Raw genomic sequence first — 15,875 nt, forward strand, 5'->3', positions numbered from 1 at the left:
CTGTACTTCCTATTTTCTATTTTGTTGGCAATTTTAGGTAGCAAATATGCAGACCCCGCACATTCTGATTGTCGAAGACGAGTTAGTCACTCGTAACACCCTGAAGAGCATTTTCGAGGCGGAAGGCTACATTGTTCATGAAGCCAATGATGGTGCAGAGATGCACAATACCCTGTCTGAAAATGATATCAATCTGGTCATCATGGACATCAACCTGCCAGGCAAAAACGGCCTGCTGTTGGCGCGCGAACTGCGTGAACAGGCCAGCGTCGCCTTGATGTTCCTGACCGGCCGCGATAACGAAGTGGATAAGATCCTCGGCCTGGAAATCGGCGCCGACGATTACATCACCAAGCCGTTCAACCCGCGTGAGCTGACTATCCGCGCACGTAACCTGCTGTCGCGCACCATGAATCTGGGCAGCCTGGGCGAAGAGCGCCGCCTGGTCGAGAGCTACAAGTTCAACGGGTGGGAACTGGACATCAACAGCCGCTCGCTGATCAGCCCGGCCGGCGAACAGTACAAACTGCCGCGCAGTGAATTCCGCGCCATGCTGCACTTCTGCGAAAACCCGGGCAAGATCCAATCCCGCGGCGAACTGCTGAAGAAGATGACCGGTCGCGAACTGAAGCCACATGACCGCACCGTGGACGTCACCATCCGTCGCATTCGCAAACACTTCGAATCGACGCCGGACACGCCGGAAATCATCGCCACCATTCACGGCGAAGGCTACCGCTTCTGCGGCGAGCTGGAAGAGTAACTCCCGCCTGCCGTCATGAAAACGGGGTTCAGCATGCTGAACCCCGTTTTTTTTATTTCGTCTCAGCCCACGGCATGATCGGCACCGCGCTCAGCGCATTTTTCGGCGAGCCATCGATCACCTTGTCGGAATAGCTCAGGTAGATCAGTGAATTGCGCTTGGCGTCGTAGAAGCGCACCACCTGCAGCTTCTTGAACACCAGCGAAGTGCGTTTCTGGAACACCACATCGCCTTCCGCCTTGCCGTTTTTGATCTTGTCGCTCAGCTCTATAGGCCCGACCTGCTGGCAGGAAATGGCCGCGTCGGCGGTGTCTTCCGCCAGCCCCAGGCCGCCTTTGATGCCGCCGGTTTTGGCGCGGCTGATATAACAAGTTACATTTTTAACATCCGGATCGTCGAACGCTTCGACCACGATTTTGTGGTCCGGCCCCAACAATTTAAACACCGTATCAACGGAACCCACTTGCTCCGCCTGTGCGCTTCCCACGGTTGCGCAAACCAAACCGAATAAAAATATCCAGCTTTTTTTCATTTACTTAACTCCGATATAACCTTGCCGCAAAAATAGGTTCGGCGATCGCCATTATTTATGTCTAAGCTCACGGAATCGGTTTTATACGGGTCCGCACCGTCCGTTTTAGCACAGAGCGTGACAAAAATCTTTGAGAGTCGCGGAGTAAAAAAGTTGCTATGATGCGGCGTCGTTATTTCTTTGCGCCCACTACGGTGTACCCCAATCCAACTCTGGCGCGGCATGCGCAGCAGAGGCAAAGAGTGCAACGCATAATGGCTCATGGATCGGTCTGATAGCGCAGCACCAGCGTGACGAATCAACAGTTCGGGTTCCTACCCCCAAGCTTTACGAGGAAGATCTATGGATCAAGCCGGTATCATTCGTGATCTGCTTAGCTGGCTGGAAAGCCATTTGGACCAACCCTTGTCGCTGGATAACGTGGCGGCCAAGGCCGGCTACTCCAAATGGCATCTGCAACGGATGTTCAAAGATATTACCGGTAATGCCATCGGTGCTTACATCCGGGCAAGGAGACTGTCCAAAGCCGCCGTCGCGCTGCGTCTGACCAGCCGGCCGATTTTGGATATCGCCCTGCAATATCGTTTCGACTCGCAGCAGACCTTCACCCGCGCCTTCAAAAAACAGTTTGCGCAAACGCCGGCGCTGTACCGCCGCGCCGAGGACTGGAATGCGTTCGGCATCTGTCCGCCGATCCGTCTGGGGGCCTTCACTCTGCCGCAGCCGGAATTCGTCTCGCTGCCAGACAAACACCTGGTCGGCCTGACCCAAAGCTACTCCTGTACGCTGGAACAGATCACCACCGTGCGCACTGAACTGCGCTCGCAGTTCTGGCGTCAGTTCCTCGGTGACGTCGAAACCCTGCCGCCAGTGCTGTACGGGCTGCACCACTCGCGCCCAAGCCAGGAGAAGGACGACGAACAGGAAGTGCTGTATACCACGGCGCTGGAGCCGGATCAGGTGCCTGACAAGGTACAGGAAGGCCAGCCGCTGGTGTTGCCGGGCGGTGAGTTTGCGATGTTCAGCTACGAAGGGCCAACCGAGAACCTGCAAGACTTTATTCTGACGGTGTACGGCACCTGCCTGCCGGCGCTCCAGCTGACGCGCCGCAAAGGGCACGACATCGAACGCTTCTACCCGAAAGGCGAGCGCCGTCCGCATCAGGCGCCTATCGAGATCAAGTGCGATTACCTGATCCCGATTCGGCGTTAACGCTGCAGTTCGTCCAACGCGGGCATGTCCAGGTGCGTGACATCGCCCGCCGTTTCCACGATCCAGCCGGAAGCCAGCCACGGGCTCTGCTGATGATCGACGCGCGACAGTGAGCAGTTGCGCAAGCGCAAGCGGCGTTCCGCATAGGCCGGCAGCCCCAGCACCGTACTGATCAAACACCCCAACGCGATGCCATGACTGACGAGCAGCGGCTTGCTGCCTTCCGGCAGCATCAGGCAGCTCTCCAGCGCGGCGCGCATGCGCTCGCCGAGTTCCTCCATGGATTCGCCTTGAGGGATACGGCCGTCAGGAGTACCATCGACCATCTGTTTGCGCCACTGCTCTTCCTGCGGCGTCAAACTGTCGATCAGGCGTTCTTCCAGAACCCCCATGTGCAGCTCACGCAAACGCGGATCGCCAATCACTTCGCAGCCACAGGCTTCGGCGATGATTTGCGCGGTGCGGCGCGTGCGCCCCAGATCGCTGGTAATGATGTGCGTAATGCCTTCTTTGCTGACCCGCCTGGCGACCAGACGGGCCTGGTGTTCACCCATGGCGGTTAACGGGCTGTCGGACTGACCCTGGATGCGGCGAGCCGCGTTCCATTCCGTTTCGCCATGGCGAACGAGGTATACCTGTAACATTTTTGTTTTCCGTTATACTGCGTGAAATTTGCGTTTATCCCCGGCCCGGCGGCGCTTTTGCCGCTGCCCGGCGTATCGGCCAGAAGGATATCAAACCCGTTATGTACCATGTTGTCGCTGCAACTACCAACCCGGCAAAGATCAAGGCTATTCAACTCGCCTTCGATGACGTCTTTGGCGCGGGCCAATACCGCATTGAATCCGTTGACGTCGCCAGCGGCGTCTCGCTGCAGCCGATAGGCAACCACGAAACCCGCACCGGTTCGCGTCAACGCGTGATGGAAGCGCGCCAGGTCAGGCCCGAGGCCGATTTTTGGGTCGGCGTGGAAGCCGGGATTGAAGAGAATATGACCTTCGCCTGGATGACCATCGAGAACCCGCACATCCGTGGCGAATCCCGCTCGGCGAGCCTGATGCTGCCGGAAGTCATCTTACAAGGTATTCGCGCCGGTCGCGAATTGGGCAGCGAAATGGCGGCGATCACCGGCAACGCCGAGGTGAAACGTCAGGGCGGCGCCATCGGCGTCTTCACTGACGGCCGGCTGAGCCGCACCAGCGTTTACCACCAGGCGCTGCTGCTGGCGCTGGTGCCGTTCCACAACGCCATCTATCAGCAATAACGCTGAGTCTACTAGGGCGCGTCGTGCAGCAACTGCTGCTCAAGCCACTGTTTCAGCGTGGGTGAAGCCGCTTTCAAGCTGTTAGAACCGCGGGTGATGGTGGCGATCCCCGCGCCCAGTTCATTTTTCAGCTCGCGCTGGCTCATCTCGCCACGCATCAATTCCTGAATGATCCGCACCCGGGTGCCCAGCGCGGTGCGCTCGTCCGGCGTCAACATCAGCTGCAACAGCGGTTGATGAAGTTCTTGCGCAAACGAATTCTGCAGCAGCGCGACGAAGCGCAGCCAATCCTCATTGCCTTGTTCTGAAAGAGCGGGGTCGTTTAACGATAATTGCGTCATGGCAGCCACCATACTATTTAACTAGTACAGCAGCATACCATAGGGCCGTCAAAATCAATAACGTCTCTGCCACTCGGCGTCGGTCAGCACCTTGGCCGGCCGGTGCGTCAGATAACGGTAAAACGCATCATAAGCCAGCACGTTCTTGACGTAGCCGCGGGTTTCAGAGAACGGAATGCTTTCGATGAACGCCACCGGATCGATCCGCCCCGCGCTGTTGCCCAGCCAGGTATTCACCCGCGACGGGCCGGCATTATAGGCGGCGCTCGACAGAATGCGGTTGCGGCCGAACTGCTGATAGACCGACTCCAGATAGCTGGTGCCGATGGTGATATTGGTCTGCGGATCGAACAGTTGGCTCGGGCCGACATAGCCGGGAATATTGAACATCTGCACCGTATGCTGCGCGGTGCGCGGCATCACCTGCATCAGGCCGGCGGCACCGACCGGCGACTGCGCCTTCGGATTCCAGGCGCTCTCCTGGCGCGCGATCGCCATCGCATAGCTGCTGGTGATCCCCTTGTCATCGGTGGCGCGGCGGAACTCCTGTGGCCAAGCGACCGGGAAGCGTTCCTCCAGATGATCCCACAGCTTGCCGACGATGGTCGCCTGCACGCTCAGATCGGCCCATTTTTGCTCAAAGGCGTAGCGCGCCAGTGCCTCTTGTTCCGGCCGGCTGCGGCTGGCGACGTAGGAGCCCCATTCGCTGCGGGCCAGGTTGTCCATATTCCAGTACATCAGCTCGCGTACCCGGGCGACCTCCGGCCCGTCGACCAGCGACGTGCGCGGCTTGGCCGCCACCGCCACCATCACCGGATAAGTGGCGTTCAGCTTCTGCGCCGCCACCATCGGATAGAAACCGCGTTCGGTCATCAGATTGCGCAACATCTCCTCACCTTCGGCGCGTTTGCCTTCGTCCATCAGCTGACTGGCGCGCCAGTAGCGCCACTCATCCTTGTTGCGCGACGCTTCCGGCAGACGGGCCAGCCAGGTCGCGACGCCCTGCCGATCGCCGTTACCCAGCGCCATGCGCACCCGGCGCTCCAGCAGCGAAGGCGAACGGCTACGCAGAATCACCTGATCGCGCCACTGCGCCTGTTCATAGGTAGCGTCGCTGCCCATCAGGCGCCAGGCCACCGACTCTTCCAGCCCCAGCCGCTCGTCGTCGCTCATTTTCTGCAGCCGCGCGAGCGTCGGGATCATCGCCCGCGCGTTTTCCACATCCTGCCGCGCCAGGCGTTCAAAGGCGATGCCGGTGGCGGCACGGGTAAAGTCGGTCGGCCCTACGCTGCGGGCGAAGGCTTCCACGGTGGTCGGATCGTTTTGCAAGCGCACCAGGGCGTTGCCCATGGTTTGATAGTCGGCCGGCAGTTGGCTGTAAAGGTTGCTGACCAGCGAGCTGTTGCCCTCTTTCAGCGCCAGCTTCATACGCGCCAGAATATCCAGCGGCGTTTGCTTGCCTGCGCCGCGCCAGACGCTGAACAGCCGATCGCAGGCGCTCGGCAACGTTTTGCCGTTCAACCACAGTTCATCGGCGCCGCTCCAGGCCGCCTGCTGGTCGCCGGTAGCCCATTTGGCGTAGTAATAGTTGCAGCGCGCCGCCACCGGTTTGGGCGGCTGTGGGCTGAAGGCCAGCAGGGTGCGCCAGTCTTCGCGCCGCGCCAGCTCATTGACGAAGCGCGGCGCCAGCGATTTCGCCGGCGGCAGCGTCGGGTTGCGCTTGATAAAGTCGTTCACCTCGGAGAACCCCGCCTGGCTAAGATCCTGTGTCAGCTCGCGGTATTCCAGGTAAGGATAAAGCGGATAATCACGCAGCGTCGGCATCAGCTGCGCCACCACGTCCATCTGATTGCCGTCCCACGCCTGTTTGATCTGCTGGTAGCGCTGACGTTGCGCATCCAGAGAATCCGCCAGCGCCGCGCCTGAAAACGCCGTCAGGCACAGCCCCATTGCCAACAGCCGTCGCTTGTCCACCTTGACCATCCTCGCTCTTTCCTCACTGGTTGTACCGAGGGAGCCGCCCAGCCCCCCGGTGACCGCCGCGCACGGCGCCGCGGGACAAAATAAAGCCGGGCGCACGGCCCGGACGCAGATATCTACCATAGACAGCGCAATCGCTTATCCATTCAATACTGTAGAAGAAGAAGTGTATCGCCATGACGGGAGCCAGGTAAAAAACGTTTACTTTGACTGACAAATCAGGTCGCCGGGATATTTCCAGTCACCGGATTTTTATTAACCGGCCCGGTGTTTATGAAAGAAGTAAAATGCTTTTTAATTATTAGCTATCACATTATTTCATTTGAGATATGAGCCCGCCGTTGCGCAAATCGCCTGACAGCTGGCCAAACGCGCCAACTTTGCAGAAAAGCGGTGGCAAACCCGGGTAGGCATTTTTATACTATCAAAAATAAGTAGGATAATTCCGAGAAAACAGCACATAAAGCGCCCAACGAAGACATCTTATAATACAATCCGCGCCAATTATGGGTTAGATAGTGTTCATTAGGCAGTGCGACTGACAGCTTTCAGCAAAACGATAGTCCCTTCAAGCGGGCCGGATTTTTCCTTGTCAGGCCACGGCCTGCGGGCGGTGGATCAGGCCGGAATGGCGGGTGAAGATGGCGAATAAGACCGCGATAGCAATGCGTTGCGCAAAAAGCCCCGAGCCGGGCTTCCTTGGCGCACGCCTGAATATCGGTCGCCTGCTGCTGATCGTTTTGTTAGCGCTGCTGACGTTGTCCGGGCCTGCGCACGCCGCCGATGATCCCTATCAAAAGCGCACGCACGCCGTGACGACCGTGGTGGTAGGCATCATCAGCTACGCCCGCTGGTCGCGTGAACCCAATCCGATCCGCTTGTGCGTGACCGCGCCCACCCAGTATGCCGAAGGGCTGTTCGATCCGATCCTGCTGAGCGCGCCGCGCCCGATTAAAGCCGAGCGCGTGCCGTTCGACAGCCCAACGCTGAGTACCGGCTGCGATGTCATCTACTTAGGGAACATCACCGCCGCGCAGAGACAAAATTTCATGCAGCGCATTTCCGGCAACTCCATTCTCAGCATCAGCGAAAACGATAGCGAATGCTCCGCCGGCAGCGCTTTTTGCCTGCAGATCGATGGGGACCAGGCCAGTTTCAAGGTCAACCTGGACGCTCTGGCGCGCAGCGGCGTGCGCGTTCACCCCAACGTGCTGCAGCTGGCACGCAAACAGGCGCCGCCGCTATGAGGCTGTTGCGTAGAAACCGCTCCGGCAATGCGCGCCCGACGCTGGGCCGAGTGCTGCAGCGGGTGCATCTTGGGCTGGCGCTGATCGCCGTCGGCACCGCCGGCATCTTTTTGACGCTGGTGGCGCTGTTTGCACTGCGCGCCTATGCCAATCACAACCTGCACCTGATCGCGCGCTCCATCAGCTATACCGTCGAAGCCGCCGTAGTGTTTGAAGATCGCACTGCCGCGCGCGAGGCGCTGATGCTGATCGCCTCCAACGAAGAGGTATCGGACGTGCGGATCCTCGACAACAACGGCAAGATGCTAGCCAACTGGCGCCATCCCACCGATGGGCCGCTGCATGGCCTTGAGCAGATCGTCGCGCACTGGGCGCTGCCCGAGCCGGTCATTCTGCCTATCACCCACGAGGGCAAGCAGGTCGGTCAGGTCTGGCTGAGCGGTAACGGCGGCAGCCTGCTGCGTTTCCTGTTGCGCGGCATGGTCGGTATGATCGCCTGCCTGGTGCTCAGCACCCTGTGCGCCCTGGTGTTGTCGCGCCGTATGCTGGTCGGCATCGTCAGTTCGCTGGACGACATCGCCAATGTGGCGCATGCGGTGCGCCGCGATCGCACCTTCGGCCTGCGGGTGCCGTCGGCGCCTATCGCCGAGTTGCATGAGCTCAGCAACGATTTCAACGGCTTGCTCGACGAGCTGGAGGCCTGGCAGGCCCATCTGAAGCAGGAGAACGACTCGCTGGCGCACCGGGCAACGCACGACAGCCTGACCGGTTTGCCGAACCGCGCCTTCTTCGAAGGGCGACTGAGCCGGGCGCTGGGCGATATCGAATCGCCGGCGAAATTGGCGGTGCTGTTTATCGACGGCGATCGTTTCAAGGAGGTGAACGACAGTTACGGCCACGCCGCAGGCGATGCGGTGCTGACCACCATTGCCGGGCGCATTCGCGCGCAGCTGCGCGAAACCGATCTGGTCGCACGCCTGGGAGGGGATGAATTCGCCGTGCTGCTGGCGCCGGTACACGGCACGGAAGATGTCTTGCAGATCGCTGACAACATCATCGACTGCATGACGCAACCGGTCATTTTGCCGAACGACGAGACGGTCATTACCTCTCTGAGTATCGGTATTGCGCTGTACCCTGATCACGCGTCAACGCCTCAGGGTCTTTTGCACGAGGCTGACGATGCGATGTATCAGGCAAAGCATCGTTATAACGGAGGCTGGCGGCTGGCTATACATAAATAAGAGCCCCGGCTATAACACTTGAACTAGGGATTTTGACTATGATACAGCAACTGTTTAAAGGTCGTTTTTCACTGCTGGCGATGGCGTTCGTCGCCCTGCTGGCGCTCGCCGGCTGCCAGAGCAAACCGCAGGGCCTGACGCCCGAGCAGGTTGCACTGCTGCAATCGCAGGGCTTCAAACTGACCGATAACGGCTGGGAGTTCGGCCTGTCGGATAAAGTGCTGTTCGGCAACAATATCGGCAAGCTGAACCCGGAAAGCACCGAGACGGTGCAGAAGATGGGCCGTGCGCTGCTGAGCGTCGGCATCACCAAGTTCCGCCTGGACGGCCATACCGACAACTACGGTGAAGACAGCTACAACGACCAGCTATCCCTGCGCCGCGCCGATGCGGTGGCCGATCTGCTGGCCAGCGTCGGCATTCCGCGCGCCAATATCGAAACTCGCGGCATGGGCAAACGCGACCCCGTTGCCGATAACCGCACCTCCAGCGGCCGCGCGGAAAACCGCCGCGTCGCGATCGTCGTCACGCCATAAGCCACCAATATGCGCCTTTATCGGCGCATAAACGGTTATACTTAGCGATCGCTGAGCGATGTCTGGGATCCGAGATCGAAACGGGCTACACTCATGCCGCCAGACATCCTATAAATACTGATATAGAGAGGCTTAGAGCAAAGTGGCTCAATACGTCTATACCATGCACCGCGTCGGCAAGGTAGTACCGCCGAAGCGTCATATTTTGAAAAACATCTCCCTGAGCTTCTTCCCTGGGGCAAAAATCGGCGTACTGGGCCTGAACGGCGCCGGTAAGTCCACCCTGCTGCGCATCATGGCCGGCATCGATACCGATATCGAAGGGGAAGCGCGCCCGCAGCCGGGCATCAAGATCGGTTATCTGCCGCAGGAGCCGCAGCTTAACCTCGAACACACCGTGCGTGAATCGGTGGAAGAAGCGCTGGCGGAAGTGGTCGGCGCGCTGAAACGCCTGGACGAAGTGTACGCGCTGTACGCGGAAGAAAGCGCAGACTTCGACAAGCTGGCCGCCGAACAGGGCCGCCTGGAAGAGATCATTCAGGCGCACGACGGTCACAACCTCAACGCCCAACTGGAACGCGCCGCCGATGCGCTGCGCCTGCCGGACTGGGACGCCAAAATCGCCCACCTGTCCGGGGGTGAACGCCGCCGCGTCGCGCTGTGCCGCCTGCTGCTGGAAAAACCGGACATGCTGCTGCTGGACGAACCGACCAACCACCTGGACGCCGAGTCCGTGGCCTGGCTGGAACGCTTCCTGCACGACTTCGAAGGCACCGTGGTGGCGATCACCCACGACCGTTACTTCCTGGATAACGTGGCCGGCTGGATCCTCGAACTGGACCGCGGCGAAGGCATCCCGTGGGAAGGCAACTACTCGTCCTGGCTGGAGCAGAAAGACGCGCGTCTGGCGCAGGAAGCGTCCGCCGAAGCCGCTCGTCGCAAGTCGATCGAGAAAGAGCTGGAGTGGGTGCGTCAGGGTGCCAAAGGCCGTCAGTCCAAAGGCAAGGCCCGTTTGGCCCGCTTCGAAGAGCTGAACAACACCGAATACCAGAAACGTAACGAAACCAACGAACTGTTCATCCCACCTGGCGCTCGCCTGGGCGATAAAGTGGTCGAAGTCAGCAACCTGCGCAAGTCCTACGGCGACCGCCTGCTGATCGATGACCTGTCGTTCTCGGTGCCGAAAGGGGCAATCGTCGGCATCATCGGCCCGAACGGCGCGGGTAAATCTACGCTGTTCCGCATGATGTCCGGTCAGGAGCAGCCTGATTCCGGCAGCATCGTGTTGGGCGATACCGTCAAGCTGGCGTCCGTCGATCAGTTCCGCGACAGCATGGACGGTTCGAAAACCGTGTGGGAAGAAGTCTCCGGCGGGCAGGACATCATGCGCATCGGCAACACCGAGATGCCGAGCCGCGCCTATGTCGGCCGCTTCAACTTCAAGGGCGTCGATCAGGGCAAACGCGTGGGCGAGCTGTCCGGCGGTGAGCGTGGCCGTCTGCACCTGGCCAAGCTGCTGCAGGTTGGCGGCAACGTGCTGCTGCTCGATGAACCGACCAACGACCTGGATATCGAAACCTTGCGCGCACTGGAAAACGCCCTGCTGGAATTCCCTGGCTGCGCCATGGTGATCTCGCACGACCGTTGGTTCCTCGACCGTATCGCCACCCACATCCTGGACTACCAGGACGAGGGCAAGGTGGAATTCTTCGAAGGCAACTTCACCGAGTACGAAGAGTACAAGAAGCGTACGCTGGGCGCCGACGCGCTCGAGCCGCACCGCATCAAGTACAAGAAGATCGCCAAGTAATACCCAAGGCGCCGCATGCGGCGCCTTTTTTTACTCGCGCGCCAACTCGCGCGCGTAGTCGTCGAACGCCGGATGCTGCAGCACCACATCGATGAAACAGGCCAGCGCCGGGGAATTCAGCTTGCGGCTCGGGTAGACCAGATACAGCTCGTTCCCTTCCGCACGCCACGCCGGCAACACCTCCACCAACAGCTTCTGCGCCACCACCTCGCGGCTGAGAAACGCCGGCAGCAGCGTGATGCCGGCACCGGCAATGGCACATTCGCGTGCATACAGCAGGTTGTCGGTGGTGTGCGCCAGCGGCAGCTGCCAGCGGTAATAATCGTCGCCGCAGCGCAGGTTCCAGGCCGTCCAAGCCCGATGGGCGATGCAACGATGCTGCTGCAGTTGCTGCGGGTGTTCGATCGGCGGATGCTGCGCCAGATAGGACGGCGCAGCCAACAGATAGCGCGGCGCGTACCCGAGGCGGCGGCCGATCAGTGAAGAATCCTGCGGCTTGCCGGTACGCAGTGCGGCGTCGTAACCTTCCTGCACCAGATCCACCATGGCGTCGGACACCGACACCTCCAGCGAAACGTCCGGGTACTGGCGCTGAAAATCCGCCGCCAGCCGCGCCACCAGGGTTGCCCCTAGCCCGGCAGGCGTCGAGATGCGCAGGCGGCCGCTCGGGTTATCGCGCAGCCGCTGCAGCGCCAGATCGGCGCGTTCGGCGGCGGACATCATCGCCTGACAATGCTCCAGATAACGCTCACCGGCGAAGGTCAAGTTCAGCTGGCGCGTGGTGCGATTGAGCAATCGCAGCCCCAGCGTTTGTTCGAGCTGGCTGATACGCTGGCTGACGCTGGACTTCGGCAGCCCGACGCGCTGCGCGGCGGCGGTAAAACTGCCGCACTCCGCCACCAGCGCGAACAGCGCCATGTCCTGCAGCTGTTTGAATTCCATTGTTCACCTTAAACGAACACTCCGTTAGATATTGTCCATCTTATCACTCCACTGCTGCGGGTCTACACTGGGGGCATCATTTGAAAGGAGTACAATCATGTCGATAAAAGCCATTGCCGTAGACCCGCAGAACCCCGCCGGTTTCATCGAAATCTCACCGGAGATGCCGGTACCCGGTCAGTACGATCTGCTGGTGGAAGTGAAAGCGGCGTCGGTCAATCCGGTGGACACCAAAGTGCACGCCGGTCTGCAGAAAAGCGGCCTGCAGCAGCCGCGCGTCCTTGGCTGGGACGCCAGCGGCATCGTGGTGGGCGTGGGCAGCAGCGTCAGCGGCTTCAAGCCCGGCGATGAAGTGTGGTACGCCGGAGACATCACCCGGCCCGGCAGCAACAGCAGCCACCAGTTGATCGACTCACGCATCGCCGCTCACAAACCGCGCAGCCTGAACTGGGCCGAGTCCGCCGCCATGCCGCTCACCGCCCTCACCGCCTGGGAAGCGCTGTTCGAACACCTGAACATTCAGGACGCGCCGGAGCACAAGACGCTGCTGATCATCGGCGGCGCCGGCGGTGTCGGCTCGCTGGCCATTCCGCTGGCCGCATTGCGCAGCAAGGTGAAAGTAATCGCTACCGCATCAAGACCGGAATCCGCCGCCTGGTGCCGTGAGCGCGGCGCCGATCTGGTGGTGGATTACCGCGATCTGAAGGGCAACCTGGCGCAGCAGGGCATCGAGCAGGTGGATTACATCCTGTGTCTGAACGACACCGACGGCCACTGGCCGGCGATGGCCGAGCTGGTCGCGCCGCTCGGCCATATCTGCACCATCGTCGAGAACGCGCAGCCGTTGGATCAAAACGCGCTGAAGCTGAAAAGCGCCGCACTGCACTGGGAATTCATGTTCACCCGCAGCATGTTCACCACCCCGGACATCGCGCAACAGGGCAAGATCCTGCAGCAAGTGGCGCAGCTGCTGGACGAGGGCAAGCTGAGCACCACGCTGAGCGAAACCCTGCACGGGCTGTCGGTAGACACGCTGACCGCCGCACATCAACAGCTACTCGGCGGCCACATGCAAGGCAAGCTGGTTATCGCTTACTAAGTTCGCATCGCGGCGGCGTTCTGCGCCGCCGTTATTGCGGACGAACGAAACCGACGCACAGCGTTTGCTCATCGGCCTGCGGATCGGCGCGGAAGGTCAGCGTCTGCTGCCAGTCGAGGCGCAGTTTCGGCCAGTGGGCCAGCTCCCCGCCGAAATCGCTATGCGCGCAGTCTTCACCCAACCGCCCGAACAGGGCGACGCCGTGCTGCGCAATCTGCGGATAGCTGATGTTGACGTTGTAGATATTCGGCCGCGTATGATTGGACCAGCGCGTAATGGTCTGCGGCCGGGAACCGGCGTACACCGTCATCCACTGCGACAGGTATTCGCCGCCGACGTAGCGTAGGTCGACGCCATACCGCTCCCGCCACAGCCGCTCCACCCCGGCGCTGAACGCCTTGATACCCACCATCTTCTGGCCGGCGTTGCGCACGTTGCCCAGCATCACCGCGGCATACCCCAGATAGACCGCCAGCGCTGCGCACATCAGCCCGAGGGTCGCCGCGCGCAGCGAACGCACCGGCGGCTGACGCACGCAACCGACCAGCAGCGCGGGCGCCAGCATGAAGAACGGCTGCAGCCATTCGGTCAGCCGGCCGCCGACGTTGAAAGAGAACCAGAAGGTAATGATGCCGAGCGGCAACAGGTAGACCCACAGCAACACCCGCATCGGCAAGGCCGATGGCCAGGCCAGCACCGCCCCGCTGCGCCGCAGGATCCCCCACAGCACCAGCGACGGATAAAACACCAGCAGCAGCGACTGCAGCATGTCGAGATTGAGCTGCATCTTGATCTGCGAATCCACCCACTTAAAGGCGGCAAAGTCGTGGTTCCACAACCAGAACACGTTCGGCAGCACCAGCGCCAACCAGATCGCCACCGCTAGATAGAACTGCGGCTGGCGGTAGCAGCGGCGGATCTGCGGTACGAACAGCGTCGACAGCGCCGCGAAATAGACGAAGGCGAAGGTCGAGTACTTCGCCATCATCGCCAGCCCGGCGGCCAATGCGAAGGCCGGCCACCAGTTGGCCGAACGCGAGATCGCCAGGTGGAAGAACAGCGCCATCCACGGCCACAGCATCACCAACAGGTAGTTGTCGTTGTAGGGAATGATGTCGAAATTGATGATGCCGGACAGGTTGAGCGTCAGCAGCGCCATCCAGGCCAGCGAGGTGCTGCCGCTCAGGCGGCGCGCCAATAGCCAGACGCCCAACATGCCGATGGCGATGGCGATGAAGTGGCCGCCGTACCAGTAAACGTTCAGCGGCAGCCACGAGAGCCCGATCGCCGGCTGCATCGCCGCACCGACCAACCAAGGATTTTTCGGTGAGCCCCACTCGCCGTTGAGGCCCCAGTTGAGCGCCTCAACGGCGTCGTAAGGCAGGGTAGGATCGAGATGAACGGTCAGCAGCGTCCAGGCTGCGGCATAGCAGACCAACCAGAGAGCGAGTAAGCGATAAGACATGACTTCTTCTGAGCGTTATTGTAAAGAAAATCTTAACTTAGTCGCTGTCGAATGAACCATGTTTAAACAAGCCGTTAAATGTGCGCCCGGGCGGCCGTTTCTGCCGCCGCGATCGCACATTACGCTAATTTCCCTCAGCCTGCGGCGTGGCGATGGGCGGGCGCATTCGCCAGCCGGCCGGCGTCCGCCGCCAGCAGTTGTTGCACCAGCTCGACGCAGCGCAGGAAGCGCTCTTCGTAATCGCTGGACTCAACGTGCACGTACTCGATGTTGTTGGCGCGCAGCATCTCCTCCAGCAGGCGCTGGAACGCCAGGCGATCGGCGCTGCTGCCGAGGCTGCGCAGGCCGTCCGCCACCCACGGCGTGTTGTTTTCCAGCAGGATCACCAGATCGAAACGGTATTCGTCGATCAGCGCCTGCACGAAGGGGTGTTCACGCCCTTCGTACTTTTTGCAAAACGCCTGCGTAGTCACGAAATCGGTATCGATAAACGCCACCTTGTTGGCATATTTGACTGCGAAGTCCACGTATTGCGCCTGCCCGAGGGCAATTTTGTCGTAGTCGGAGTACTGCAGCGCCATCTCGTCGCCGCCCAGGTGCGAAAACACGTAATCGCGGCCATATTCCCAGGCGCTGGTGGTATTGAAGATGTTGGCCAGCTTGTTGACCAGCGTCGACTTGCCGCTCGACTCACCGCCGAGGATCGCCACGGTGCGCACGAAGAACGGCTTCACCTCGGTCGGGATGTAATCCCAATAGCGGAACGGATCCTGGCGGATCTGATTGCCGCTGATGTTCATGAACGACCGTTCGGGATCGACCAAAATGGTTTCGATGCCCAGATGCTCGCGGTAGCGCGGCGCATCCTGCGCTTCGCTGGAATAGATAAAGCTCGGCACGATGCCCTTCTGTTCCATAAAGGCCTTCATGCCGTCGCTCCACACGTTCCAGCCGTGCGGATAGGGTTCGATACCCTGCTCGTCGAACGAGTGGATATGGATGTTTTTCTGGTACTTGAAGGTCTGCAGCAGCCAGCGCAGGCGATCGCTGACCGTCGGCTGTTGCGACATCGAACTGTTCTCGAACAGCTCGCGGTCGCGCGGTTCGTCGTGGCACAAAATAACGTGCAACTCGTCCACCTGGCTGCAGGCGCGCTGAATCAGATAGATGTGGCCGGTGTGCAGCGGGTAAAATTTACCAAACACTACGCCGACTTTAACCTCTTTGCGCGGGAACTCCAGCCCGAGAAAACGGTGCAGCGCCTCGAGCTTTTGCGCGCTCGGGCTTTTGATTTTGTCGTTCAACAGCTGGCTCAGATAGCCCTTGGTCATGCCGCTGGCATCCGCCACCTGCTGCAGAGTACAACCCTTTTGCTTGATGGACGTCTTCAGGTAATCAAATTGCGGCATGGCCACCTCCGTTTAATATGCTAAACAAAAT

15 protein-coding genes are annotated in these 15,875 nt (G+C 60.3%); 8 read left to right on the plus strand and 7 right to left on the minus strand.

What is annotated here, in order from left to right:
* The first annotated feature begins 46 nt into the window (after positions 1-46).
* Positions 47-763, plus strand: a complete 717-nt coding sequence (gene arcA / locus ACJ8HA_RS14245) for a two-component system response regulator ArcA (RefSeq protein WP_442515381.1) — start codon at positions 47-49, stop codon at positions 761-763.
* A 52-nt stretch (positions 764-815) separates the two neighbouring features.
* Here arcA and creA read toward each other — a convergent pair whose 3' ends face one another.
* Positions 816-1,295: a protein CreA gene (gene creA / locus ACJ8HA_RS14250; RefSeq protein ID WP_004933005.1), complete on the minus strand. Its 480-nt coding sequence runs from the start codon at positions 1,293-1,295 to the stop codon at positions 816-818.
* A 342-nt stretch (positions 1,296-1,637) separates the two neighbouring features.
* On the opposite strand from creA, the gene robA reads away from it, so the two are divergent.
* Positions 1,638-2,507, plus strand: a complete 870-nt coding sequence (gene robA / locus ACJ8HA_RS14255) for an MDR efflux pump AcrAB transcriptional activator RobA (RefSeq protein ID WP_025305228.1) — start codon at positions 1,638-1,640, stop codon at positions 2,505-2,507.
* Here the strand turns inward: robA and gpmB are convergent.
* Positions 2,504-3,151 carry a 2,3-diphosphoglycerate-dependent phosphoglycerate mutase GpmB gene (gene gpmB / locus ACJ8HA_RS14260; protein WP_025305227.1) on the minus strand — a complete coding sequence of 216 codons (648 nt, stop codon included), beginning with the start codon at positions 3,149-3,151 and terminating at the stop codon, positions 2,504-2,506. The genes robA and gpmB overlap by 4 nt on opposite strands.
* 101 nt (positions 3,152-3,252) lie before the next feature.
* On the opposite strand from gpmB, the gene yjjX reads away from it, so the two are divergent.
* The gene (gene yjjX / locus ACJ8HA_RS14265; RefSeq protein WP_004933015.1) at positions 3,253-3,771 is read left to right on the plus strand and encodes an inosine/xanthosine triphosphatase; all 519 of its coding nucleotides are present in this window, start codon (positions 3,253-3,255) and stop codon (positions 3,769-3,771) included.
* 11 nt (positions 3,772-3,782) lie between these two features.
* On the opposite strand, the gene trpR is transcribed toward yjjX, so the two are convergent.
* On the minus strand, positions 3,783-4,112 hold the full coding sequence (trpR, locus tag ACJ8HA_RS14270; RefSeq protein ID WP_049207238.1) for a trp operon repressor: 330 nt from the start codon (positions 4,110-4,112) through the stop codon (positions 3,783-3,785).
* A 54-nt stretch (positions 4,113-4,166) separates the two neighbouring features.
* Complete coding sequence (gene sltY / locus ACJ8HA_RS14275) at positions 4,167-6,095, minus strand: murein transglycosylase (RefSeq protein ID WP_038630194.1); 1,929 nt, start codon at positions 6,093-6,095, stop codon at positions 4,167-4,169.
* Positions 6,096-6,727: 632 nt separating this feature from the next.
* Between sltY and ACJ8HA_RS14280 the strand changes: the two genes are divergently transcribed.
* The 4 genes from ACJ8HA_RS14280 to ettA all read left to right on the plus strand — a co-directional run bounded on the left by ACJ8HA_RS14280 (position 6,728) and on the right by ettA (position 10,929).
* Positions 6,728-7,339 (plus strand): YfiR family protein, encoded by a 612-nt coding sequence (locus ACJ8HA_RS14280; RefSeq protein ID WP_025305224.1) that lies wholly within the window; start codon positions 6,728-6,730, stop codon positions 7,337-7,339.
* Positions 7,336-8,583: a diguanylate cyclase domain-containing protein gene (locus ACJ8HA_RS14285; RefSeq protein WP_025305223.1), complete on the plus strand. Its 1,248-nt coding sequence runs from the start codon at positions 7,336-7,338 to the stop codon at positions 8,581-8,583. Before ACJ8HA_RS14280 ends, ACJ8HA_RS14285 begins: the two co-directional genes overlap by 4 nt.
* Positions 8,584-8,621: 38 nt before the next feature.
* Positions 8,622-9,119: an OmpA family protein gene (locus tag ACJ8HA_RS14290; protein ID WP_016929155.1), complete on the plus strand. Its 498-nt coding sequence runs from the start codon at positions 8,622-8,624 to the stop codon at positions 9,117-9,119.
* A gap of 142 nt (positions 9,120-9,261) precedes the next feature.
* Positions 9,262-10,929: an energy-dependent translational throttle protein EttA gene (gene ettA / locus ACJ8HA_RS14295; protein WP_442515382.1), complete on the plus strand. Its 1,668-nt coding sequence runs from the start codon at positions 9,262-9,264 to the stop codon at positions 10,927-10,929.
* A gap of 30 nt (positions 10,930-10,959) precedes the next feature.
* Here the strand turns inward: ettA and ACJ8HA_RS14300 are convergent, their stop codons facing one another.
* Positions 10,960-11,871 carry a LysR family transcriptional regulator gene (locus ACJ8HA_RS14300; protein ID WP_025305222.1) on the minus strand — a complete coding sequence of 304 codons (912 nt, stop codon included), beginning with the start codon at positions 11,869-11,871 and terminating at the stop codon, positions 10,960-10,962.
* Positions 11,872-11,968: 97 nt separating this feature from the next.
* Between ACJ8HA_RS14300 and ACJ8HA_RS14305 the strand changes: the two genes are divergently transcribed.
* Positions 11,969-12,970, plus strand: coding sequence for a zinc-binding alcohol dehydrogenase family protein (locus tag ACJ8HA_RS14305; RefSeq protein ID WP_049205434.1), 1,002 nt, complete (start codon positions 11,969-11,971; stop codon positions 12,968-12,970).
* 31 nt (positions 12,971-13,001) lie between these two features.
* Here ACJ8HA_RS14305 and ACJ8HA_RS14310 read toward each other — a convergent pair whose 3' ends face one another.
* Together ACJ8HA_RS14310 and nadR are read right to left on the minus strand one after the other, a co-directional pair.
* Positions 13,002-14,435: a glycosyltransferase family 39 protein gene (locus ACJ8HA_RS14310; RefSeq protein WP_164099408.1), complete on the minus strand. Its 1,434-nt coding sequence runs from the start codon at positions 14,433-14,435 to the stop codon at positions 13,002-13,004.
* Positions 14,436-14,569: 134 nt separating this feature from the next.
* Positions 14,570-15,844 carry a multifunctional transcriptional regulator/nicotinamide-nucleotide adenylyltransferase/ribosylnicotinamide kinase NadR gene (gene nadR / locus ACJ8HA_RS14315; RefSeq protein WP_025305219.1) on the minus strand — a complete coding sequence of 425 codons (1,275 nt, stop codon included), beginning with the start codon at positions 15,842-15,844 and terminating at the stop codon, positions 14,570-14,572.
* Positions 15,845-15,875: the final 31 nt, after the last annotated feature.

The sequence above is a fragment of the Serratia sp. CY33802 genome, assembly GCF_052169095.1.
Taxonomy (GTDB): Bacteria; Pseudomonadota; Gammaproteobacteria; order Enterobacterales; family Enterobacteriaceae; genus Serratia; species Serratia bockelmannii.

Coding starts and splice junctions, on each gene's coding strand:
- arcA (WP_442515381.1), top strand. CDS start 47: ATGCAGACCCCGCACATTCTGATTGTCGAAGACGAGTTAGTCACTCGT.
- creA (WP_004933005.1), bottom strand. CDS start 1,295: ATGAAAAAAAGCTGGATATTTTTATTCGGTTTGGTTTGCGCAACCGTG.
- robA (WP_025305228.1), top strand. CDS start 1,638: ATGGATCAAGCCGGTATCATTCGTGATCTGCTTAGCTGGCTGGAAAGC.
- gpmB (WP_025305227.1), bottom strand. CDS start 3,151: ATGTTACAGGTATACCTCGTTCGCCATGGCGAAACGGAATGGAACGCG.
- yjjX (WP_004933015.1), top strand. CDS start 3,253: ATGTACCATGTTGTCGCTGCAACTACCAACCCGGCAAAGATCAAGGCT.
- trpR (WP_049207238.1), bottom strand. CDS start 4,112: ATGACGCAATTATCGTTAAACGACCCCGCTCTTTCAGAACAAGGCAAT.
- sltY (WP_038630194.1), bottom strand. CDS start 6,095: ATGGTCAAGGTGGACAAGCGACGGCTGTTGGCAATGGGGCTGTGCCTG.
- ACJ8HA_RS14285 (WP_025305223.1), top strand. CDS start 7,336: ATGAGGCTGTTGCGTAGAAACCGCTCCGGCAATGCGCGCCCGACGCTG.
- ACJ8HA_RS14290 (WP_016929155.1), top strand. CDS start 8,622: ATGATACAGCAACTGTTTAAAGGTCGTTTTTCACTGCTGGCGATGGCG.
- ACJ8HA_RS14300 (WP_025305222.1), bottom strand. CDS start 11,871: ATGGAATTCAAACAGCTGCAGGACATGGCGCTGTTCGCGCTGGTGGCG.
- ACJ8HA_RS14305 (WP_049205434.1), top strand. CDS start 11,969: ATGTCGATAAAAGCCATTGCCGTAGACCCGCAGAACCCCGCCGGTTTC.
- ACJ8HA_RS14310 (WP_164099408.1), bottom strand. CDS start 14,435: ATGTCTTATCGCTTACTCGCTCTCTGGTTGGTCTGCTATGCCGCAGCC.
- nadR (WP_025305219.1), bottom strand. CDS start 15,844: ATGCCGCAATTTGATTACCTGAAGACGTCCATCAAGCAAAAGGGTTGT.